The organism is Pseudobacillus badius (genome assembly GCF_002189605.1).
In the GTDB taxonomy this organism is placed as follows: domain Bacteria; phylum Bacillota; class Bacilli; order Bacillales; family Domibacillaceae; genus Pseudobacillus; species Pseudobacillus badius.
The window spans coordinates 96,203-118,841 of sequence record NZ_MWMM01000009.1; the positions used below are offsets into that span (position 1 = coordinate 96,203).

23 protein-coding genes are annotated in these 22,639 nt (G+C 45.9%); 20 read left to right on the forward strand and 3 right to left on the reverse strand.

The genetic code is table 11. The features are described 5' to 3' along the window. The first annotated feature begins 21 nt into the window (after positions 1 to 21). The 7 genes from B1A98_RS20525 (at position 22) to B1A98_RS14450 (ending at position 7,459) form a co-directional block, all read left to right on the forward strand. On the forward strand, positions 22 to 198 hold the full coding sequence (locus tag B1A98_RS20525; RefSeq protein ID WP_087903772.1) for an SE1561 family protein: 177 nt from the start codon (positions 22 to 24) through the stop codon (positions 196 to 198). 152 nt (positions 199 to 350) lie between these two features. Continuing rightward, entirely contained in the window at positions 351 to 1,892 is a 1,542-nt protein-coding gene (locus B1A98_RS14425; protein ID WP_063383772.1) for a fumarate hydratase, read from the forward strand. A 189-nt stretch (positions 1,893 to 2,081) separates the two neighbouring features. Next, the gene (locus tag B1A98_RS14430) at positions 2,082 to 3,017 is read left to right on the forward strand and encodes a 1,4-dihydroxy-2-naphthoate polyprenyltransferase (RefSeq protein WP_063383773.1); all 936 of its coding nucleotides are present in this window, start codon (positions 2,082 to 2,084) and stop codon (positions 3,015 to 3,017) included. Positions 3,018 to 3,089: 72 nt separating this feature from the next. Beyond that, the gene (gene pdaA / locus B1A98_RS14435; protein ID WP_063383774.1) at positions 3,090 to 3,875 is read left to right on the forward strand and encodes a delta-lactam-biosynthetic de-N-acetylase; all 786 of its coding nucleotides are present in this window, start codon (positions 3,090 to 3,092) and stop codon (positions 3,873 to 3,875) included. A gap of 74 nt (positions 3,876 to 3,949) precedes the next feature. Continuing rightward, the gene (rlmD, locus tag B1A98_RS14440; RefSeq protein ID WP_063383775.1) at positions 3,950 to 5,332 is read left to right on the forward strand and encodes a 23S rRNA (uracil(1939)-C(5))-methyltransferase RlmD; all 1,383 of its coding nucleotides are present in this window, start codon (positions 3,950 to 3,952) and stop codon (positions 5,330 to 5,332) included. A 161-nt stretch (positions 5,333 to 5,493) separates the two neighbouring features. After that, the gene (locus B1A98_RS14445) at positions 5,494 to 5,985 is read left to right on the forward strand and encodes an STAS domain-containing protein (protein ID WP_063383776.1); all 492 of its coding nucleotides are present in this window, start codon (positions 5,494 to 5,496) and stop codon (positions 5,983 to 5,985) included. 172 nt (positions 5,986 to 6,157) lie between these two features. Continuing rightward, positions 6,158 to 7,459 (forward strand): uracil/xanthine transporter, encoded by a 1,302-nt coding sequence (locus B1A98_RS14450; protein ID WP_063383777.1) that lies wholly within the window; start codon positions 6,158 to 6,160, stop codon positions 7,457 to 7,459. 130 nt (positions 7,460 to 7,589) lie between these two features. Here B1A98_RS14450 and B1A98_RS14455 read toward each other — a convergent pair whose 3' ends face one another. Further along, the gene (locus B1A98_RS14455; protein ID WP_063383778.1) at positions 7,590 to 8,495 is read right to left on the reverse strand and encodes a TIGR01777 family oxidoreductase; all 906 of its coding nucleotides are present in this window, start codon (positions 8,493 to 8,495) and stop codon (positions 7,590 to 7,592) included. 113 nt (positions 8,496 to 8,608) lie between these two features. On the opposite strand from B1A98_RS14455, the gene recX reads away from it, so the two are divergent. Further along, the gene (gene recX, locus B1A98_RS14460) at positions 8,609 to 9,406 is read left to right on the forward strand and encodes a recombination regulator RecX (protein ID WP_063383779.1); all 798 of its coding nucleotides are present in this window, start codon (positions 8,609 to 8,611) and stop codon (positions 9,404 to 9,406) included. 2 nt (positions 9,407 to 9,408) lie between these two features. Here recX and B1A98_RS14465 read toward each other — a convergent pair whose 3' ends face one another. Continuing rightward, complete coding sequence (locus B1A98_RS14465) at positions 9,409 to 10,077, reverse strand: SDR family NAD(P)-dependent oxidoreductase (RefSeq protein ID WP_063383780.1); 669 nt, start codon at positions 10,075 to 10,077, stop codon at positions 9,409 to 9,411. Positions 10,078 to 10,148: 71 nt separating this feature from the next. On the opposite strand from B1A98_RS14465, the gene B1A98_RS14470 reads away from it, so the two are divergent. Together B1A98_RS14470 and B1A98_RS14475 are read left to right on the forward strand one after the other, a co-directional pair. Then, the gene (locus tag B1A98_RS14470; RefSeq protein ID WP_223662760.1) at positions 10,149 to 10,466 is read left to right on the forward strand and encodes a YfhH family protein; all 318 of its coding nucleotides are present in this window, start codon (positions 10,149 to 10,151) and stop codon (positions 10,464 to 10,466) included. A gap of 26 nt (positions 10,467 to 10,492) precedes the next feature. Continuing rightward, positions 10,493 to 10,762, forward strand: a complete 270-nt coding sequence (locus tag B1A98_RS14475; protein WP_063383781.1) for a YfhJ family protein — start codon at positions 10,493 to 10,495, stop codon at positions 10,760 to 10,762. Positions 10,763 to 10,878: 116 nt separating this feature from the next. On the opposite strand, the gene B1A98_RS14480 is transcribed toward B1A98_RS14475, so the two are convergent. Further along, positions 10,879 to 11,865, reverse strand: coding sequence for a metal-dependent hydrolase (locus B1A98_RS14480; protein ID WP_063383782.1), 987 nt, complete (start codon positions 11,863 to 11,865; stop codon positions 10,879 to 10,881). Between the two features lie 132 nt (positions 11,866 to 11,997). On the opposite strand from B1A98_RS14480, the gene mutY reads away from it, so the two are divergent. The 10 genes from mutY to B1A98_RS14530 all read left to right on the forward strand — a co-directional run bounded on the left by mutY (position 11,998) and on the right by B1A98_RS14530 (position 22,631). After that, complete coding sequence (gene mutY / locus B1A98_RS14485) at positions 11,998 to 13,059, forward strand: A/G-specific adenine glycosylase (protein ID WP_063383795.1); 1,062 nt, start codon at positions 11,998 to 12,000, stop codon at positions 13,057 to 13,059. A 68-nt stretch (positions 13,060 to 13,127) separates the two neighbouring features. After that, positions 13,128 to 13,877, forward strand: coding sequence for an enoyl-[acyl-carrier-protein] reductase FabL (fabL, locus tag B1A98_RS14490; RefSeq protein ID WP_063383783.1), 750 nt, complete (start codon positions 13,128 to 13,130; stop codon positions 13,875 to 13,877). Positions 13,878 to 13,942: 65 nt separating this feature from the next. Further along, positions 13,943 to 14,137: a gamma-type small acid-soluble spore protein gene (locus B1A98_RS14495; protein WP_370511073.1), complete on the forward strand. Its 195-nt coding sequence runs from the start codon at positions 13,943 to 13,945 to the stop codon at positions 14,135 to 14,137. Between the two features lie 179 nt (positions 14,138 to 14,316). Further along, positions 14,317 to 14,847 carry a nucleoside tri-diphosphate phosphatase gene (ntdP, locus tag B1A98_RS14500; RefSeq protein WP_041101629.1) on the forward strand — a complete coding sequence of 177 codons (531 nt, stop codon included), beginning with the start codon at positions 14,317 to 14,319 and terminating at the stop codon, positions 14,845 to 14,847. A 76-nt stretch (positions 14,848 to 14,923) separates the two neighbouring features. Beyond that, complete coding sequence (locus tag B1A98_RS14505; RefSeq protein ID WP_063383785.1) at positions 14,924 to 16,672, forward strand: ABC transporter ATP-binding protein; 1,749 nt, start codon at positions 14,924 to 14,926, stop codon at positions 16,670 to 16,672. A 339-nt stretch (positions 16,673 to 17,011) separates the two neighbouring features. Then, complete coding sequence (locus B1A98_RS14510; protein ID WP_063383786.1) at positions 17,012 to 18,001, forward strand: ABC transporter ATP-binding protein; 990 nt, start codon at positions 17,012 to 17,014, stop codon at positions 17,999 to 18,001. After that, the gene (locus B1A98_RS14515; RefSeq protein WP_063383787.1) at positions 17,998 to 18,975 is read left to right on the forward strand and encodes an ABC transporter ATP-binding protein; all 978 of its coding nucleotides are present in this window, start codon (positions 17,998 to 18,000) and stop codon (positions 18,973 to 18,975) included. The genes B1A98_RS14510 and B1A98_RS14515 overlap by 4 nt, the downstream gene beginning before the upstream one ends. A gap of 32 nt (positions 18,976 to 19,007) precedes the next feature. Next, entirely contained in the window at positions 19,008 to 20,615 is a 1,608-nt protein-coding gene (locus tag B1A98_RS14520) for an ABC transporter substrate-binding protein (RefSeq protein WP_063383788.1), read from the forward strand. 83 nt (positions 20,616 to 20,698) lie between these two features. Continuing rightward, positions 20,699 to 21,703 carry an ABC transporter permease gene (locus B1A98_RS14525; protein ID WP_041101639.1) on the forward strand — a complete coding sequence of 335 codons (1,005 nt, stop codon included), beginning with the start codon at positions 20,699 to 20,701 and terminating at the stop codon, positions 21,701 to 21,703. A gap of 13 nt (positions 21,704 to 21,716) precedes the next feature. Further along, positions 21,717 to 22,631: an ABC transporter permease gene (locus B1A98_RS14530; RefSeq protein WP_041101641.1), complete on the forward strand. Its 915-nt coding sequence runs from the start codon at positions 21,717 to 21,719 to the stop codon at positions 22,629 to 22,631. Positions 22,632 to 22,639: the final 8 nt, after the last annotated feature.

A 22,639-nucleotide genomic window follows, 5' to 3' on the forward strand; every position in this document is an offset into this window, starting at 1 on the left:
ATACAGGAGTGCTAATGAGTTATGAAGCCCATCATCGATAAAGAATCACAAATTAGTTATTTAAAGCAGCGCTTAAATATGTTCATGGAAGTGCTGGATGCAATTGAGCCCGAAGAGACAAAGCTAGAGGATATTGACCGTCTTCTGGAAATGATTGATGACATTGAAGAGAAATGTGAGCAATTTAAAAGCAGGTAATCAGCAGAGTTGCCTATGCACAGGAACCAGCCATTCGGCTGGTTCTTTTTGTCAGAGGGAAGTTCTCCTTTAAAACAACAAAATTCAGCAGTATAATAAAATTATTGCAATGCAAAGACATACATAAAGAGTGAGTGGGAAGGGGAAAGATCATGAATTTGGAACAGTTCCAACAAAGCATGTACGAGTTGATTGTCGAAACATCCACTAATTTGCCGAAGGATGTGCGCCGAGCAGTAAAAGCGGCAGTTGTCCGTGAGAATGCCGGCACGAGCGCAGCCATGAGCTTGAATACAATCACAAACAACATTCAAATGGCGGATGAAAATGTATCACCGATTTGCCAGGATACAGGGATGCCGACGTTTAAAGTGAAAACACCGGTTGGCGTGAACCAGCTGCAGCTGAAACAAGCGATCCACGAAGCGTTAGTGCAGGCCACGAAAGATGGCAAGCTGCGCCCGAACTCGGTTGATTCATTAACAGGCGAAAACAGCGGGGACAACTTAGGAGCCGGCACGCCGGTTATTAAATTTGAACAATGGGAAAAAGATTATATTGATGCCCGCCTGATTTTAAAAGGAGGCGGCTGTGAAAATAAAAACATTCAATACAGCCTTCCTTGTGAGCTTGAAGGTCTTGGAAGAGCGGGCCGCGATTTAGATGGCATCCGCAAATGCATCATGCATTCTGTGTACCAGGCACAAGGACAAGGCTGCAGCGCCGGATTTATTGGCGTAGGCATCGGCGGCGACCGGACCACAGGCTATGAGCTGGCGAAGGAACAGCTTTTCCGCCGTGTGGATGATGTGAACCCGAACGAACAGCTTCGCCAGCTTGAAGAATATGTGATGGAGCATGCAAACGAGCTTGGAATCGGTACAATGGGCTTTGGCGGCGAAACCACTTTGCTTGGCTGCAAAGTGGGAGTGATCCATCGTCTGCCGGCGAGCTTCTTTGTTTCCGTAGCCTATAACTGCTGGGCTTTCCGCCGCTTGGGCGTACAAATTCATGCCGATACTGGAGAAATTCAAGAGTGGTTTTACCAAGATGGCGAAAAGATCTCCTTCGATTCTGCTCAGTCTGAGACAGAAGAAGCAAAGTCGGAGGGCCGCACGTTTACACTAACAGCACCGATTACGGAAGAACAAATCCGTGAATTAAAAGTGGGAGATGTCGTGAAAATCACTGGCAGAATGTATACAGGCCGTGATGCGATTCATAAATATTTAATGGATCATGATGCGCCAGTTGACTTGAACGGCCAAGTTATCTACCACTGCGGTCCGGTCATGCTGAAAGATGAGCAAGGAAATTGGCATGTGAAAGCAGCCGGTCCAACTACTTCTATCCGCGAGGAGCCTTATCAGGGAGATATTATGAAGAAATTCGGCATTCGCGCGGTCATCGGCAAAGGCGGCATGGGGCCAAAAACTCTCGCAGCCTTAAAAGAGCATGGCGGTGTGTATTTGAATGCGATCGGCGGCGCAGCCCAATATTATGCGGATTGCATCAAATCAGTAGATGGTGTGGACTTAATGAATTTTGGTATTCCAGAAGCAATGTGGCACCTGCAAGTAGAAGATTTCACCGCTGTGGTTACCATGGATTCACACGGCAACAGCCTGCATGAGCATGTGGATAAATCTTCTTTAGAAAAGCTTTCTCAATTTAAAGAACCAGTGTTTAGCTGATCCCTTTGCTTTCAAAGGCTCCTCTTCCCCAACAAGCTGTTGGCTGGACGGGGAGCTTTTTGTGCGGGTGAGGATAATCAAGAAGCTTGCAGCACGGCAAATCAAAAAGCCGGCCCTTTCAGTTATTTTTCGGTTATAATGAAGGGGGTTCAGGCAAATTTATTATGGGAAGTTGAGAGGAAGAGAGGAATGAATCAAGAACATACATCAAATAAATCCAGCGCTGCCGATAAGCAAAGCACAGCCAAAATATTATGGCAGTTAACCCGGCCGCATACATTAACCGCTTCTTTTGTTCCAGTGCTAATTGGAACTGTATTAGCAATGTTCTACACCAATGTAGATGTCTGGCTTTTTCTGGCTATGCTTTTTGCTTGTTTATGGATTCAAATTGCTACGAATTTGTTTAACGAATACTATGATTTCAAACGGGGATTGGATACAGAAGAGTCTGTCGGCATCGGCGGGGCAATCGTCCGCCATGGAATGAAGCCGAAAACGGTGCTGCAGCTGGCGCTGGTTTTTTATGCTTTAGCGCTGATGCTAGGTGTGTATATATGCGCAAGCAGCAGCTGGTGGCTGGCTCTTGTGGGTCTCGGCGGGATGGCGGTTGGCTATTTATATACAGGCGGTCCGCTTCCGATCGCTTATACACCGTTCGGAGAGCTTTTCTCGGGCTTATGCATGGGTTCTTTTTTTATTTTGATTTCATTTTTCATTCAGACTGGAGTCGTTAATACGGACAGCATTCTTATTTCTATTCCGATTGCGATCCTTGTAGGGGCCATTAATCTTTCCAACAATATCCGCGACATTGAAGAAGATAAAAAAGGCGGCAGGAAAACGCTGGCGATTTTACTGGGCCACGAAAAAGCAGTGTACTTTTTAGGCTTTTTGTTTGCGTTTTCCTATCTATGGGTTGTCGGACTGGTCGTTTTTAACGATGTCAGCCCTTGGCTGTTCCTTATCTTTTTGAGCGTGCCTAAGCCTGTTCAGGCGATCAAGGGGTTCCTCGGAGATCAAGCCCCTAAACGAACCGGCTTAGCCATGAAAGCAACAGCACAGACGAATACCTTTTTCGGTTTCCTGTTGTCTGTCGGATTATTTATTAGTTATTTTTGGTGAAAATAGCATCGGAAAACGAGGATATTTTCTTTGTTTAAACTGAAACTAAAGAAAAAGCAAAGGAAGATGATCATGAAACGGATCCTTTACAGCGTGTGCGCTGTCTTGTTTTTCTTTAGTTTCACTTATTCCGCCATGGCGGCTTCCAACCAAGCCATTCATTGGGGGTTTAAAAAAGGCGGCAATGGCCAGCAGGCAGAAGCCGGGCAGGAGCTCGACAAGCTGTTAGCTGACAACGGCGCCTTTTACAAAGGGAGCTCCAAGGAGAAGGTGTTGTATTTAACTTTTGATAACGGTTATGAAAACGGCTATACCGCCAGTGTGTTAAATACGCTGAAAAAAGAAAAAGTGCCTGCGGCGTTTTTCATTACAGGCCACTATTTAAAAAGCGCCCCTGATCTTGTAAAACGAATGAATAAAGAAGGCCATATTATTGGCAATCACTCTTGGCATCATCCTGATTTAACCCAAGTCAGCGATGAAAAATTAAGGGAAGAGCTGAAGCTGGTGGAGAAAGAAACGGCGCGCCTTACGAAGCAGAAACAGATGAAATATCTCCGTCCGCCGCGCGGCATTTTCAGTGAAAGAACATTGAAGGTGGCGCGGGAAGAAGGATACACTCATGTTATGTGGTCGCTGGCTTTTGTTGATTGGCAGACGAACAATCAAAAAGGATGGCAGTATTCATACGACAATATTATGAAGCAGATCCACCCTGGAGCCGTCATTTTGCTTCATACGGTTTCTAAAGATAACGCTGAGGCGCTGCCAAAGGCCATCAAAGAACTGAAAAAGCAAGGCTATCGTTTCGAAAGCCTTGATGATTACCGTAAAAAACAAAAAAGAATTTCGGCATAGGGCTGCTGCGGCAGTCCTGTTTTTTCGTTATAATGAGGGATAATATGGGGCAAAAACAGTGAGGACGTGACGAAGTGAAACAGGAAGATAAAGCAAAGATCAAGGCAAAACAGACGTTTCCTCTGACAATTAAGCGCATTGGCATTAACGGGGAAGGGGTTGGTTACTTTAAGCGGCAGGTTGTTTTCGTTCCAGGTGCGCTTCCTGGAGAAGAAGTCGTTGTAGAAGCAGTAAAGGTACACCCGAAATTTACAGAAGGGCGCATCAAAAAAATCAGAAAAAAATCTGAACATCGCACGGTGCCGCCATGCTCCGTATACGACCAATGCGGCGGCTGCCAGCTGCAGCATATGACATATAGCGAGCAGCTTCGGGCTAAGCGCGATATTTTAATCCAGGCGCTTGAGCGGTATACGAAAGTGGCAATAGATACACTGGATATCAGGCCGGCGATCGGCATGGAAGAACCGTGGTTTTACCGCAATAAAAGCCAATTTCAAGTCGGCAAGCAAGACGGCATGGTGATTGCCGGATTGTACAGTATGAACTCTCATAAGCTGATCGATATTCCTAATTGTATCGTCCAGCAGCCGGTGCTGAACGATGTGCTTAAGCAAGTAAAGCAAATATTGCAGGATTTCAACATTTCCATCTATGACGAGAAGAAAAACAAGGGAGCCGTCAAAACGGTTGTTGTCCGGGTGGGCGTTGCGACGGGCGATGTCCAGGTCGTCATCGTGACAGCGGTGAATGAACTGCCTAAAAAAGAACTGATCACACAAGAAATCCAAAAACGGCTTCCGCATGTAAAGTCAATTATTCATAATATTAATCCTAAAAAAACATCGCTGATTTTTGGGGAAAAAAGCGTGCCGCTCGCCGGTCCGGAAGCTATCGAAGAACGGCTTGGCAACCGCCGATATACCCTGTCTGCCCGGGCGTTTTTTCAGCTTAATCCAGAACAAACCGCCAAGCTTTATGATGAAGTAAAGAGAGCGGCTCAGCTGACAGGCAGCGAGAAAGTCGTCGATGCCTACTGCGGTTCGGGTACGATCGGTCTGTGGATAGGAGAAGGAGCAGCGGAGATCCGGGGAATGGATGTCATTCCCGAATCGATTAAAGATGCAAGAGAGAATGCGAAAGCTCTCAAGATCAAAGCGGTGTATGAGGTGGGAACAGCAGAACAATGGCTTCCTGCGTGGTTAAAGGCTGGCTGGAAGCCGGACGTCGTGATTGTTGATCCCCCGCGTACAGGCTGTGACCAAAAGCTGCTCGATACGGTTAAAAAGGTCAAGCCGAAACGGTTCGTATACGTGTCTTGCAACCCGTCAACACTTGCCAAAGACATTCACCAATTGAGCCGTTTGTACAAAATCGAGTACATTCAGCCTGTAGATATGTTTCCGCAAACGGCCCATGTAGAGTCTGTGACCTTGCTGACGCTGAAGGGCGAATAAGGGCTTCCGCTTGGAAAGGGTAGGTTTTTATAAATAATGGATGTCCTCTTGAATGATAAATGGCAAGAGAGGACATTCAGATGCTTTTTATCCTTGCTTTTTGCTATAATGAAGGATAGTTTCAGGCCTTTTGAAAATCATAACGGGGGTTCAAATAGATTATGGAGAGAGAAGTAGACGAATTAAAACAAGAGATAAAGGAATTAAAGCGGCAAATAAAAGAATATGAAGAGTTAATTAATGAAATCTCTGTACCGGTCATTCCATCCATTATTCCAGAAACAATTTTGGTGCCCGTGACAGGAAAGCTATCTCCTGACCGATTGGAATTAATTTTTACGAAAATCAGTGAAACAGCTTATCGTCTATCCTATAACGAAGGCTTAAATACCGTTATTATTGATTTTACGGCTATTTCCCAAAAGGAATTAGGAGAAATAGATACACTTGGCATGTACATTGAGAATGTCCAAAAGGCTTTGAATTTAATGGGAGTAGACGTTTTGTTTGTTGGTTTTACCCCGGCGGTTACCCAGGATCTTATCCAGTCGGGCTTGTCCATTGTCGATAATCTAAATACATTTTTGTCTTTCCGGGCAGCTCTTCGTCATTTAATGAAAAAGCGGGGCCTCACGTTCGAGCAAATTAAATAGAGCGATCACCTGTCCATAAATAAAAGATAATATCCAGCAGATCAACCATGCCACGAGCGCAAAGCTTCCCTGATCCTCCCGCAGCAATGTAAGGCGCGGCGGCAGGCAAGCCGGCTGTGGGATGGTTTTCTTTTTGATCAGGAGGAGGGTGCAAGGGGGAGGAGAGAAGAAGATGAGAATGGTTAAAGCGCTGCCGACAGGCATGGCAGCTATCCAATGGGTATTTTTTATTTTTGCCAATACGATTGTCGTGCCCGTTTCGATTGGGGCTGCCTTTGATTTATCCGCCCAAGAAGTAGCAATGACGCTGCGCAGCTCGCTTATCTTTACAGGAGCAGCCTGTGTGCTGCAAGGATTGTGGGGACATCGCTACCCATTAATGGAAGGGCATTCAGGTCTTATGTGGGGCTTGCTCTTGAACTTAAGTGCCTCTGCTTCTGCGCTTGGCATGGATTTGCAGACAATTGGGGGCGGCGTTGCTACCGGAATGATGGCTTCGGCTGTTTTTATGATAGCCGCCGGTTTATTAGGTTTATCTTCAGTCATTAAAAAAGTGTTTACGCCAATGGTGATGAGTGTCTACTTGTTCTTGCTTTCCGCTCAGCTCATCTTTATTTTTTTCTCGGGAATGCTGAAGATTACCCCCGAGGGAACATTGGATGTCCCCGTCAGTTTGTTATCAGTGGGCATTGTCCTTCTCGTCACAATTTTGAAAGTAAAAGGAACAGGAGCGATCAGCAACTTTTCTATTTTAATAGGGATTGTAGTCGGCTGGATTTTACATAACTGCTTTTTCCCGGGAGATGCGGCATTATCGGCATCGAGCCAGTCGTTTTCTCCTTTTCCATTAGGAGCACCGAACCTGGAATGGGGAATCGTTTTGACGACTTTCACAGCTGGTGTGCTTAACATTAGCAATACGATCGCCTCGATACAGGCAGCCGGGCGCCTGTACCGCGAGGAGCCGTCAGAGAGCCGGTACAGCCGCTCTTTGACCTTAACCGGCTTTTATACAGCGGCTGGTTCTGTTTTAGGGTTAGTGCCTTACGCTCCTTTTACTTCCACCATCGGTTTTTTAGAAAGCACCCGTATTTTAGAGAGGCTGCCTTTTTTGCTGGGCGGCGCTTTATTTAGCCTGCTTGGGCTTATTCCGGCTGTCGGCTCGTTCTTTGCCGCCATGCCGATGACTATCGGAAATGCAGTCTTATTTGTAGCCTACTTGCAGCTGTTTGGAACAGCTCTGCAGTCTATTCAAGGAACAATCTTTAACTCGAACACGATCTTTCGGATTGCCTTGCCTGTGCTGACCGGCATTAGCTTGATGACAACAGATCCGCAGATATTCAGTCAGCTGCCAGTCTATGTGCAGCCTCTCTTCTCTAACGGTTTGATAATGGGGGTGCTGCTGTCAATGGCACTGGAGTTATCGATTAAATGGGAGCGCTATGATAGTCCAAGAAGGTTCGAGCGATAGGTCTTCCACATCTTATTCACATGTTGTGGATAAAATTTTCCACACTTCCAAGAAAAATAGTGCCTAATAAATAAGAGGCTGCACAAAAATATCCACAAAGCTAACAACTTGTGGATATTTTTGTGCACAATTATGTATAGATATCTGCCAATGCCTCTTTAATATGAGGAAATTTAAAAACAAAAGAGTGAGCCGTTAATTTTTCAGGAAGGACGCGCTGTCCTTCTAAAATGATCGTGCTCATCTCACCAAGCGCCGCCTTTACGGCAATGGATGGCACAGCCAGCCAATGAGGGCGATGCAGCACTTCCCCTAAAGCCTTCCCAAGTGTATGGAGGCGTTCTGGTGAAGGGGCTGTTAGATTAACCGGTCCGTTGATTTCAGGGTGCTCCATAATAAAGCGAAGCGCCCGGGCCACATCGGCAATGTGTATCCATGACATCCATTGCCGGCCTGAGCCGATTTTTCCGCCAGCGAACAATTTATACGGCAGCGCCATGCGGGGCAGGGCTCCTTCTTCTTTTCCCAGGATGACTCCAAACCGGCTCATCGCCGTCCGGATACCGAGCCGCTCTGCTTGCTGTGCTTCTTTTTCCCAGATATGTACGGTTTCAGCAAGGAACCCGTCATTTGCCGTAGGCGATGCTTCCGTGAATGTTTCTTCTTCGGAAACAGGATAGCAGCCAATCGCGCTGGCGTTGATCAACACGTCTGGCTTATGCGGCAGCTCCCCCATGATTCTAATGATCTCCCGCGTTGAGGAGATGCGGCTGTCAATAATCTGCTGTTTGCGCTGGTCCGTCCAGCGGCCGCTGTTAATCGACTCTCCTGCGAGATTGATAAAAGCGTGAACATCCTCAAGCTCTTTTTCTGGATGGGAGCCGGCAGACAGCCACTTCACATAACGAATGTTTTCTGTATTTTTCTTGTTTTCCGGGTTCCGCGTTAAAATAACGACCTGATGGCCGTTTTTTAACAGTTCATTGATCAATGCTTTTCCAACAAATCCAGTGCCGCCGGCAATAGCTGCTTTCATGGCGATCCCTCCCCATTTTCCATTAAAAAAATCATTTTTTATTTATTATAGTACCCTTCATTTGCCGGCAGTGAAACATTTTCATGTTACATTAGAAGAAAGAGGTGATGAAGATGAAGGTAATTACGAAAATCTCTCTTCAGCAAAAGCTGACAGATCGTTACAACATCTTTTTAAACGAGGAATACGCATTTAGTGTCGATGAATCCGTTCTTATTCAATACGGTTTAAAAAAGGGAATGGAGCTGGGGGCTGATCAAATAGCGGCCATTCTCCGGCACGATGAAATTCGAAAAGGCTTGAATATGGCTATTCATTTTCTATCAATCCGGATGAGGGCAGAAAAAGAAGTCCGAGAGTTTCTTGCCAAAAAAGAAATCGAACATGAGGCAGCGGAGGAAATTATTCACACACTTTACCGGATGAGTTATTTAGATGATAACGAATTTGCCGCCGCCTATGTGAATACGCAAATAAATACGTCCGATAAAGGACCGCAAGCGATTGAACGGGAGTTGAAAGAGAAAGGAATCAAGCAATCCTTTATAGAACAGGCATTAGCCAAATTTACAGCCAGCCTTCAGGTGGAAAAAGCGTTAAAGCTCGCTGACAAATATAGACGAAAATATGTGAAGGAATCGCCGGTTATCCAAAAGCAGAAGGTGGAACAGACGCTGGCTAGAAAGGGATATGGATGGCCGGTTATCCAGGAGGCTGTGGCGGGATCAGCCAGTGAGGAGAGTGAGGAAGAGCGCCTCCAAGCGCTCATGTATCAAGCGGAGAAAGCCCATCGCCGGTATAGCAAGTTTTCAGACGGTGAATATCGCCAAAAAATGAAGCAGGCCTTATATAGAAAAGGGTTTTCCATGAGCGATATCGAACAAGCCATAGAAAAGCTGCAAGGCGAGTAGGGCTATCTTTCGATAATAATTTCCAGCTTTTCTTCTGCTTCTTGAACAATCTGTTCGGCCACTTGCTTCGGCGATGGCAGCACAGAAGGGTCTTTCACATGCTTTGACTGCTCCCAAAAGGGCGTATTCATGCCGCCCATATAAGCTGCCACAAATCTCGGGCCGCTTTCTTGATATTCTTTTTGAAGGCTTTCGGTCAATCCTCGCAAGGCAAATTTGCTTGCGCAATAAAGCGCTTCATGTTTCTTCCCGCGCAGCCCGGCCGTCGAGATAATGTTTACAACTGAAGAGCGGCTCCCTAAAAGCGGCAGAAAAGCTTTTGTCAGCATAATGGGGGCGCAGACATTGACTGAAAATACAGCTTCGATGTCATCTGATGTGATAGTCGGAAAAGGGCCGAAAATCCCGATGCCTGCATTGTTGATAAGAAGGTCCAGTGTTTGGCCGTTGGCTTGAAAAGAGGCGGCAAGCTGTTCGATCTCTGCCGCGTTCCGGACATCAAGCTCGTAAATGGCTGCTGTGCCGCCGCCGGCTTCGATGGCTTTTTTTACGGCCTCCAGCTTGTCAGCCCGGCGTCCGGCGAGAAGAACGTGACATCCTTTTTGGCTGTAAAGGAGGGCAAGCTCTTTTCCCAGACCGGAACCGCCGCCGGTAATGAAGCAATTTTTCAAGAAAACCATCCTTTCTGCTTTCTTATTTGGTGTTATTTCACTATACTGAAGGAAAAAAGGGTGTGCAACTATTGGAACCACAGAAACGCTATAGCGATATGGAAGAATTCGAATTAAGGCAGGAAATTGCCCGCTTAAAAGAAAAAGCGCGCAAAGCGGAGCAGCTTGGCATTGTCAACGAATTTGCCGTTTTGGAAAGAAAAGCACTAATGGCAGAGGCGTACTTAATGAATCCTGATGATTTTACTCCAGGCGAGCTTTATGAAATGAAAGGGGCTCCGGGTGCTTACTTTAAAATTGATTATATGAACGGGGTTTTTGCTTGGGGCTACCGCATCGGCGGCGATGGCAAGGAAGAAGGGCTGCCGATCTCGATGTTAAAGCTTTAATTAGTTTAAAGAAAGGAAAGGATACGATGGAAGATATTTTTGAACGGCTGACGAGTCTGTTGCTCAGCAAAAACAGCAGTCTTTCTTATGCCCGCGCCCGGACCTGGGTGGAGCTTTTGTGGGAAGATTTCGAGGCGACTTATGCCAAGGCCGGCCGGGATTATCAAGGAAAAGAACTGACCGAAAAAGTCATTCGGCAATGGCTTGAAAATTACGGAAGCCGGCTTCATGAATTTGCCGGCCGCAATCCGAAATACAGTCATTTGCTTGAGGATGAAAATGATCTGGCCCATTAATAAAACCCGCTGTCTGGCGGGTTTTATTAATGGAGGAAAGCCCGGCCTCTGTCATCTTGCATAAAGAAATGAACAGAAAAACACTCTCGCAGCTGTTTTAAAGCCGCGAGAGTGTTCTAATGAGATTCTGGGATAAATGTGAGTTTTTTTCGCAATTTTTCCTCGCTGAAAATCCAGCCAGTGTAAGAGCCGATCACGTTATAGTCAAGATCCAGCTGGACGACCGCAACAAATGGATAATACCCGTTGTTGCGGTAGCGAAGGTCGATGAATTTCACTTCGAAGCAATCGTTATATTCCGCTACTTCCCAGCGGTATACGGGTGAGAAGTGAAGAAAGGCTGCCAGGTTTTCATTTTTCTTTGCTGCCCGGAACAGCTCGGAGTCTGGAATTTTCACTCGTTTGTATTTGTCCAGTATCGTAACAGACCTTCTATAGCCGCGGGCTACGTAAAAGTGCTGCGGAGCTTTGACCGCGATGCGCCATTGATTAAAGCGGATGGTTGGCGCAATGATAATTTCCTCGGCGTCGGGGATCAGCCTTTTTACAGAGCTTCTAATAGCTCCTTGCATTTGAAAGCGCAAAATGTAATAGCCAATCAGGATTAAATAAATCACTAAAAATGTATAGCCTGGATGAGCGCCTAATGCCCATAAAAGGAGCCCGGCTATATGCATGGCAAAAATAAACGGATCAAATGTGTTAATGACCCCCAGGGCAAGCCATTTAGAGGAAAACGGGCGGAGCGCTTGGGTGCCATAGGCGTTAAATATATCCACAAATACATGAAGAAAGACGGCAAATTGAGTCCACAGCCATAAATGGAGCAAATTGCTGCCCGGAAATAAAAGATGAATAACTGCTGTAATCAATAAGGGCCACAAAATAACCGCTGGTATCGAGTGGGTGGCTCCGCGGTGATTGCGTATATAGACAGCATTGTTTCGAAGTTTTAAAATTGTATCTATATCGGGAGCTTGCGAGCCGACTACGACGGCTGTCATGACTGCATATTTTGTCATCGGATCAGCAGCAACGGCAGAGTCAAGCGTCGCCAGGCCGCCCAGCGCAACCCCCATTACGAGATGAGTGCCAGTATCCAAGTGTGTCCCTCCTTTTGTCAAATGCGGATGGTGCGGTGTTGGTTCTAAATTTTACTATTCCCTATATCTTTTTAATTTTAACATCTATGGAGGCTTGTTGTGAATTTTCCATCACTTAATAATATAGAAAAGATGAATATTGAACAGTTTCAGCACGATCTGCTTCATTGGTATGAAGCGGAAAAGCGGGAGCTGCCTTGGCGGACAGATCAGGACCCTTATAAGGTTTGGGTGTCGGAAATTATGCTCCAGCAAACGAGAGTGGATACCGTCATTCCGTATTTTGAGCGGTTTATTGCTCAATTCCCGACTGTTGAGGCTTTGGCTGAAGCAGAGGAAGAGAAAGTATTGAAAGCGTGGGAAGGGCTCGGGTATTATTCGCGCGCCCGCAATTTGCAGGCGGCTGTGCGGGAAGTCCAAGAGAAATATGGAGGAAAAGTGCCTGATACAAAAGAAGAAATCTCTTCTTTAAAAGGAGTAGGCCCTTATACAAGCGGTGCTATTTTAAGTATTGCCTATGGAGTCCCTGAGCCGGCCGTGGACGGCAATGTCATGCGGGTCATCTCAAGGATCCTATCAGTTTGGGACGACATAGCGAAAGCTTCTTCCAGAAAAATCTTTGAGGAGGCAGTCCGGCAATTAATTTCGAAGGAGGACCCTTCTTCGTTCAATCAAGCCCTCATGGAGCTGGGAGCATTAATTTGTACCCCGACTTCGCCTTCTTGCCTTCTATGTCCGGTAAGGGAGCATTGCTGCGCCTTCCACGAAGGAACAATGGCTGAGCTGCCTGTCAAAACAAAAAAGAAAACAGTGAGGCACGTTCATTTGGCAGCAGCCGTTCTAAAGACGGAGAACGGGGAGGTAGTCATCCAGAAGCGGCCTAAAGAAGGGCTGCTGGCTAATTTATGGGAGTTTCCAAACACAGAGCTGAGCGGAATCGGAAACCCGAAAGTTGAATTGGAGCTTTTTCTGGAGCGGGAATATGGAGTGGATGTCCATCTCGATTCTGAGCCGTTTGCCAAAATCCAGCATGTGTTTTCTCATTTGACGTGGGATATTGATGTATATGCCGGGAAGATGATCTCGGTAGAGCCGCAGAAAGAAAACAGCCGCCTTGTCAGAGCTGACGAAGTAGAGCAATACGCTTTTTCCGTTTCCCATCAAAAAATTTGGAAAAAGGCGCAGCACCGCTGAAGCCAGCGTTGTTTCTTTGCCGCAAAGACCGTACAATTTAAAAGAGGAAACAGAAGGGAGAAACAATAATGGAACAAAAAGTCGCATTAGTCACCGGGAGCAGCCGGGGAGTAGGGAAGCAAATTGCATTGGAATTAGCCAGAAACGGTTACGATATCGTTATTAACTATGCGCGCAGCAAAACGGCCGCCTTGGAAACGGCCGGGGAAATCGAACAGCTAGGGCGAAAAGCGCTTGTCATTAAAGCGAATGTAGGCGACATGGAAAAAGTAAGAGCTATGTTTGCTGAGATCAAGGAAACGTTTGGCCGGCTGGATGTTTTAATCAACAATGCGGCCTCAGGCGTGCAGCGGCCGATTATGGAGCTTGAGGAAAAACATTGGGACTGGACGATGGATATTAACAGCAAAGCCCTGCTGTTCTGCTCCCAAGAAGCGGCCCGCCTTATGGAAAAAACAGGCGGCGGCAGTATTGTGAGCATCAGCTCGCTTGGCGCCATCCGCTATTTAAAAAATTACACGGCAGTCGGAGTGTCAAAAGCGGCAGTTGAAGCGTTAACGCGGTATTTATCAGTCGAACTGGCTGATAAAAATATCGTTGTCAATGCGGTTTCTGGCGGGGCGATTGATACAGAAGCCCTGAAGCATTTCCCGAACCGTGAAGAAATACTGGAGGATGCCCGGGTGAATACACCAGCGGGAAGAATTGTTCATATAGAAGATATTGTTCATACAGTAATGTTTTTGATTTCTGAGGGCGCTTATATGATCCGCGGACAAACAATCATCGTTGATGGCGGCCGTTCATTGTTAGTGTAATTTTTTTTATGATAAAAGGATAAGTTTTAACCTCCCGGGGCAAATTAGTTCTTGTGGAGGTGATAATGATGGCAAACAACAGACAAAAAACACAAGCGGGTACAGATGTAAATGAAGTAAAACGTCGTAACGCTGCTTCTGCTGCAGGGCAAAACGCTGAATTCGGTACTGAATTTGGTGCTGAGACAGATGCTCAGCAAGTAAGACAACAAAACACTCAATCAGAGGCTCGCAAAGGCAGAGCTCCTCGCAACCAATAAGCGTCACCAACACAAAAAGGGCTGTCAGCATGTATGCTGACGGTCCTTTTTCTTATTCTTCTGCCTCTTTTGTTTCAATTTGCTATTTAAATCGTTATAATAGTGGAATATAACGTTTATTTGTTCACGTAAAGGAAAAAGTAAAGGCAAACAGTTTGGAATGAAAGTAGGGGAAAACCATGGCAATTCCCAAGGAAGGTGCATCCATTCAAATCCACAGCTATAAACATGACGGGCACATTCATCGCGTTTGGGAAGAGACCATAGTCTTAAAGGCAACGAATAATCTTGTGATTGGCGGCAACGATCACACGGTCGTTACAGAGTCAGATGGACGGACATGGATTACAAGAGAACCGGCTATTTGTTATTTCCATGCCAGACAATGGTTTAATGTAATTGGTATGTTAAGAACGGACGGCATTTATTATTATTGCAATATTAGTTCTCCATTTGTATATGATCAGGAAGCGCTTAAGTATATTGACTATGATCTCGACGTAAAAGTATTTCCGGATATGTCATACATTTTGCTTGACGAAGATGAATATGAACAGCACAGCAAAAAAATGAATTATCCGGAAGTGATAGACAAAATTTTACGGCGCAATGTGGATCATTTAATTCAATTGATCCGCCAGCGTCAAGGTCCGTTTTCACCAAATTTTATCGATAAATGGTACGGGAAATATTTAACGCACCGAGGCTAGTATCTCGATAGAAAGAGACGGCGCCTGTTGAATTTTCAACAGGTTTTTTCTTATTTTAAGTGAGGGGGGAGCGGGAATGGATGCAATCAAACGCTATATGCAATTTGTCAGGCCATACTGGTGGCAAATTATCGGGACACTGCTGATTGGTATTATCAAGTTTGGGATTCCATTATTGATTCCGATATTGATTAAATATGTCATTGATGACATTGTAGGCAGCGGGGGAATGACAACGGCAGAGAAGCAGCATCAATTATTTCTTATATTGGGCAGCATGCTCGTTTTGTTTGTCGTTTTGCGCCCGCCTGTCGAGTATTACCGCCAATATTTCGCCCAGTGGACAGGCAGCAAAATTCTGTATGATATTCGCGACCGCCTGTTTTCGCATATTCAGAAGCTGAGCTTTAGATATTATGCCAATACAAGGGCCGGAGAGGTGATTTCAAGGGTCATTAATGATGTCGAGCAGACAAAGAACTTCGTCATTACAGGCTTGATGAATGTTTGGCTGGATGGGGCGACGATTTTAATAGCCATCATAATTATGATGACAATGGATGTGAAATTAACCATTGTTTCCCTAATTGTTTTTCCGTTTTATGGTCTTTCTGTTCGTTATTTTTTCGGCAATTTGCGCAAGCTGACGAGAGTGCGGTCTCAGGCTTTAGCAGAGGTGCAAAGCTATTTGCATGAACGTGTACAAGGAATGTCCGTCATTAAAAGCTTTGCTATTGAAGAGTATGAACAGACACAGTTTGATGCGCAGAATAAAAACTTTTTGACAAAAGCGCTGGATCATACGAGATGGAACGCGAAAGCCTTTGCCGTAGTTAATACAATTACTGACATTGCACCGCTTCTCGTTGTTGGCTATGCGGGGTATCAGGTCATTCACGGCCAGTTAACGGTCGGAACGATGGCAGCATTTATTGCATATGTTGACCGCCTGTATAATCCGCTCCGCCGGCTTGTTAACTCATCCACAACGATGACGCAGGCGATCGCATCAATGGACCGGGTATTTGAATTGCTTGATGAAAAGTATGATATTACCGATAAGGAAAATGCAAAAGAAGTAGGCGAAGTCAAAGGACACATTGTGTTTGAAAACGTACATTTTGCCTATGATGAAGGAGAAGAGAACGTGCTGCACGACATCCAATTGGATGTAAAAGCAGGGGAGACGGTGGCGCTCGTTGGCATGAGCGGCGGCGGAAAGTCTTCGCTTGTCAGCTTGATTCCCCGCTTTTATGATGTGACGGCCGGCCGGATTTTACTGGATGAGACGGATATTCGAGATTTTAAAGTCCGCAGTTTAAGAGATCATATTGGAATGGTACTTCAAGATAATATCTTATTCAGCGAGTCTGTGAAAACAAATATCTTGCTCGGGAAGCCGGATGCTACAGAGGAGGAAGTCATTGCGGCTGCCAAAGCGGCAAATGCCCATGATTTTATTATGAACCTGCCGGAAGGGTACGATACGAAAGTAGGAGAAAGAGGCGTTAAGCTTTCCGGGGGACAGAAGCAGAGAGTGGCTATTGCCCGGGTATTTTTAAAAAATCCGCCGATTCTGATCCTGGACGAGGCGACATCGGCTTTAGATCTGGAAAGTGAGCATTTAATTCAAGAAGCGATGGAGGAACTGGCGAAAGATCGGACGACATTTATAGTTGCCCATCGCTTGTCGACTATTACTCATGCTGACCGAATTATTTTAATTGAACACGGCCGGATTGTAGAAAGCGGCTCTCATGAAGAGCTCATGCAGAAAGAAGGCGGGTATTACCGTCTATTCCAAGTGCAGCAGCTGGATCATTAATGTAGAACCTGGAGAATCGTTCTCCGGGTTTTTTTATGGTTCACCTCTAAAATAAAACAGACGAAGGAAAGGATGGATTGGAAGGAAAGCGTCCGCCGCCTGTGTTGGAGAAGCAAACGAGTCGGCTCGAACAATCATTTTTCATGGTTTTTCGGGACAGCTCTTTTTTGATAGTTAAAGGGTAGTTAAGGAATTTTGACTGTGTGAGCTTTATATCTAAATAGTATTTTTTGAAAATATGGATAGACTTTCAAAAAAATAATTGTTAAAATATTTTTAAATTTGGAAAAATAGTAATAATTTTGTCAGGAAAATTTATAAATAAAAGGGGGATAAGTTGTGTCTGCTCCTGTGTTGGATGTAAAAAAATTGAAAACTTCTTTTTTTACGGATGACGGACCATTAACAGTAGTGAATGAAGTAGATTTTCAAGTGCATGCGGGAGAGGTCCTCGGCATAGTGGGAGAGTCAGGGTGCGGAAAGAGCGTTACCTCTTTATCGATTATGGGACTTGTGCCGGCTTTAACAAGCAAAGTGGAAGGGGAAATCTTATACAGAGGGGAAAACTTAACCCAAGCTTCTGAAAAAAGAATGCGCCAAGTGCGCGGCAATGATATCGCTATGATTTTTCAGGAACCGATGACAAGCTTGAATCCGCTGTTTACCATTGGCAGCCAATTGACAGAAGCACTGCGTCTGCATCATAAAAAGCTGTCCAAGAAAGAAGCGCTGCAGCAAGCGGTTGCTATGCTGAAAAAGGTAGGACTGGCCCGCGCTGAACAGCTGGTCAATGAATACCCTCATCAGTTGTCGGGAGGAATGAGACAGCGCGTCATGATTGCTATGGCTATGATTTGCAACCCGCAAATTTTGATTGCGGATGAACCGACGACGGCATTAGATGTGACGATTCAAGCGCAAATTCTTGAGTTGATGAAAAAATTAAATGAAGAAACAGATACAGCGATTATTATGATCACACATGATCTGGGCGTAGTAGCTGAAATTTGCCAACGGGTTGTTGTAATGTATGCGGGAAGGATTGTGGAGGAAGGAACAGTTGAATCGATCTTCACGCATCCGTCGCATCCTTACACAATTGGCTTGCTGAAATCTGTTCCCGATATGCGCACAAAGAAACAGCGTTTATTTTCCATACCAGGAAACGTGCCTAAGCCAGGCAGTTTGAATATTGGCTGTCAATTCGCCCCGCGCTGCAGCCAGGCTCATGAAAAATGCCTGAAAGAAGCGCCAGATTTGAAAGCGCTATCAAACGGACAGAGAGTGCGCTGCTGGCTGTATGAAGAAGAAAAGGAGTATATCGTATGACAGAAGCTTTGCTAGAGGTGAAACATTTAAAAAAGGTTTTTCCTATCCATGGCGGCCTGTTTGGGCGCAGAGTGGGAGAAGTTAAAGCGGTAGATGATATCTCCTTTTATATCAAAAAAGGAGAAACGCTTGGCTTGGTCGGCGAGAGCGGATGCGGAAAGTCCACGACCGGACGCATGCTGCTCCGGCTGCTTGAGCCGACAGAAGGCACGATCCGGTTTGAAGGCCAGGACTTAACAAAGCTCTCAAGAGAAGAAATGAGGAAGATGCGCAAGGAAATCCAGATGGTGTTCCAAGATCCGTTTGCCTCTTTAAATCCGCGCCATACAGTAGAGAAAATCCTCGAAGAGCCGCTGATTGTGCATGGAGTGAAAAGCAAAACCGAACGCAAAAAGCGGGTGCAGGAGCTGTTAGAGATTGTCGGTTTAAGCAGCTGGCATGCGAACCGCTACCCTCACCAGTTCTCAGGCGGACAGCGGCAGCGCATCGGCATTGCCCGGGCATTGGCGGTTCACCCGAAGCTGATCGTTGCGGACGAGCCAGTATCTGCTCTGGACGTATCCATCCAGGCACAGGTGCTAAACCTTCTGCAAGATTTGCAGAAGGAATTCGGGCTTACTTACTTGTTTATTGCTCACGACTTAGGTGTTGTACGGCATATAAGCGATCGCGTCGGCGTGATGTACTTAGGGCAAATGATGGAGCTGGCGGACAGCGAAGCATTGTATGATTCGCCGAAACACCCTTATACAGAAGCCTTGTTGTCAGCGGTGCCTGTTCCGGATGTAGATATTAAAAAGGAACGGATTGTTCTGAAAGGCGATGTGCCAAGTCCGGCAAACCCGCCGGCGGGCTGCCCGTTTCACTTGCGCTGCCCAAAGGTCATGGAAGCATGTGCGTCTATCCGCCCGGCTTTTACAGAAGTAGAACCAGGCCATTACGCTGCTTGTCATCTATATGGCGAACAGCTGTAATTATAAATTTAGAGATACAAGGGGGAAAAATCATGAAGAAAAGGCTGTTGGGAATGCTGGCATTCCTGCTCGTGCTTTCTATGGCACTGATTGGCTGCTCGTCCAACTCCTCTGATGGAGGCGGAAGCAAAGGGGGAGACAGCGCGGGAGGCGGAACATTAATTTATGGACGCGGTGGAGATGCGGTCTCGCTTGATCCGGCTATTGTGACGGATGGAGAGTCTTTAATCATTGCTGAGCAAGTATATGAAACACTTGTCAACTTTGATAAGAAGACAACAAAAATTATTCCGGGACTTGCGAAGCAATGGACAGTTTCCGAAGACGGATTAACTTACACCTTTGAATTGGAGGATGGAATCAAGTTCCACGACGGAACAGACTTTAACGCAGAAGCTGTCGTCAAAAATGTGGACAGATGGCTTACCAGCAATGATGAGGCCAAATTTGCTTACTTCGCCTCTCAATTTGGCGGGTTTAAAGGCAGCGACACAGCTATTATTAAAGAGGTAAAAGCGGATGGAGACAACAAAGTGATCTTCACGCTGAACAAGCCGCAGGCGCCATTTTTGAAAAACCTGGCGATGTCGCCATTTGCGATAGCCAGCCCTGCAGCTATTGAGAAGCACGGTGATAAATACGGCGAAAACCCGGTTGGAACCGGACCGTTTAAATTCGAGAGCTGGAAACGCAACGATACCATCACTTTAGTAAAAAATGAAGATTATCATAAAAAAGGCGAGCCAAAAGTAGATAAACTGATTTTTAAAGTCATTGAGGATAATTCTGCCCGCTTAAATGCCTTGATTAAGGGAGAAGTAGATTTAATTGACGGCTTAAACCCGAGCGATGCGGAAAAGGTAAAAGGAGACAAAAATTTACAATTATTTGAGCGGCCATCTTTAAATGTAGGCTACCTTGGCTTTAATGTGGAAAAAGAACCTTTCAACAATCCAAAGGTGCGCCAAGCTCTGAGTCATGCCGTGAACAAGGAGGCATTAATTAAAAACTTCTACGAAGGAACGGCAGAACCGGCCAAAAACCCAATGCCTTCAACTCTTCAAGGCTATAATGACGAAATCAAAGATTATGAGTTTGATCTTAAAAAAGCAAAAAAATTATTGGCTGAAGCCGGCTATAAGGATGGCTTTAAGGTAGATTTATGGGCAATGCCGGTGCCGCGTCCTTACATGCCAAATGGACAAAAGGTGGCCGAAGCGCTGCAGGCAGACTTTGAGAAAATTGGTGTGAAAGCAAATATTGTCACAATGGAATGGGCCACTTACCTGGAGAAGGTGCAGGCTGGAGAATCGGCTCTGTTTATGCTCGGCTGGACAGGAGATAACGGAGATGCTGACAACTTCCTGTATACGCTTCTTGATAAAGATTCCATCGGCTCCAATAACTATTCCCGTTATGCGAATGAAGAAGTTCACAAGCTGCTGTTAGAAGCACAGGCGGAAACCGACGAGGCAAAACGGGCTGAACTGTATAAGAAGGCACAAGCAATCATCCATGAAGATGCTCCTTGGGTGCCTTTGGCTCACTCCACTCCGCTCTTAGCCGGAAAAAGCACGATTAAAAACTTCTTCCCGCATCCAACTGGCTCACAGCCAATGGGAGGCGTATCGATCGAATAAGCAAGGGAGGGGGAGCGGGAAAGCTCCTCCTCTATTTTTCGATAGGACGAAATGAGAATTAATTACTGAGAGCAGGTGACTAAATGTTTGCTTATACCATTCGTCGTCTATCCATGCTGATTCCTGTTTTATTGGGAATGACATTGATCGTATTTTCTCTGATCCACGCCATTCCCGGCAGCCCGGCGCAAATCTTGCTTGGGCAGCAGGCATCGCCGGCGGCTGTTGCTGCCTTAACAAAGGAAATGGGGCTTGATCAGCCGTTATATATTCAGTTTGTTGATTACATCAAAAATCTGCTTACAGGAGATCTTGGTGAATCGTTTCGAACGAGAAGCCCGATTAGCGCAGAAATTTGGCCTTATCTAGCGGCGACTATTGAGCTTGCTTTGTTTGCCATGATCGTTGCGGTTGTGGTCGGCGTCAATGCCGGTATTATTTCGGCATGGTTTCAAAATTCCTGGTTTGATTATTTATTAATGGTCTTTGCTTTGGTGGGGGTTTCGATGCCGATTTTCTGGCTCGGTTTAATGGAGCAGTACGTCTTTTCTATCCAGCTGGATTGGCTGCCGACAACTGGACGGGATAATATTCGTGATCCGGTTACTGCCATCACCCACTTATATTTGCTTGATACGCTGCTGCAAGGACGGTTTGATCAATTTATCGAGGTTGTCAAGCATCTCATTTTACCGGGAGTTGCTCTTGCCACGATTCCAATGGCGATCATTGCCAGAATTACACGTTCGAGTATGCTGGAAGTGATGCGTTCCGATTATATCCGGACGGCGCGCGCAAAGGGAATGAGCATGCTAAAGGTTGTATATAAGCATTCTTTGAAAAATGCATTTATTCCTATCCTAACCATTATCGGTCTCCAAACGGGTCTCTTGTTAGGCGGAGCGATATTGACAGAAACGATTTTTGGCTGGCCCGGAATCGGAAATTACATTTATTCAGCTATTCAATTTCGTGATTACCCGGTGATTCAGTCTGGCATTTTGGTAGTTGCTGCCATCTTTGTTTTGATTAACCTGATTGTTGATTTGCTCTATGCCGCAATCGATCCGCGGATTAAATACCGTTAAAGGAGGGGAGTATATGGCGGAAATTGCAGAACAAACTCAGTTGCCTCCGTCCGGTCCAGAAATGAATATCCAGCAGGAAGACAAGGCTGTTTCACCGTGGGTCGATGTCTGGAGGAGATTCCGCAAAAATAAGGCGGCCTTGTTTGGAGCCGCCCTCGTGTCTTTCTTCATTTTATTAGCTATCTTCGCTGATTTAATTGCTCCTTATGGCTTTAAAGAAACGGCGCTTTCCAACAAGCACCTGCCGCCGTCATCCGATCACTGGTTCGGAACAGACGAGTTTGGGCGTGATATTTTCAGCCGCGTCGTCTACGGGGCCCGCATTTCTTTATGGGTAGGATTTATTTCAGTAGCTGGTTCAGTTGTTGTAGGATCAAGCCTTGGCATTATTGCCGGCTATTACGGCAGATGGGTGGATGCGCTCATTTCCCGCCTGTTTGATATTTTGCTGGCGTTTCCGAGCATCTTGTTGGCGATCGCGGTTGTGGCCATGCTGGGTCCCTCTCTGCGAAACGCTTTAATTGCGATTGCGATCATCAATGTGCCGACATTTGGCCGTCTTGTCCGTTCGAAGGTGTTGACCGTAAAGGAAGAAGAATACATTACAGCGGCTAAAGCGATCGGGATGAAGGACAGCCGGATTTTGCTTCATCATGTGCTGCCCAACAGTCTGGCTCCCATTATTGTTCAAGGAACATTGGCGATTGCTACAGCTATTATTGAGGCGGCGGCGCTGGGCTTTCTTGGCATGGGAGCCCAGCCGCCGACACCGGAATGGGGAAAGATGCTTGCTGACTCCAAGGACTTTATTATGCAGGCGCCATGGACCGTCTTTTTTCCGGGAATTGCCATTATGCTGACTGTGCTTGGCTTCAATTTAATGGGGGACGGGCTGCGTGATGCGCTTGATCCCCGCATGAAGAATTAACTGAAAAA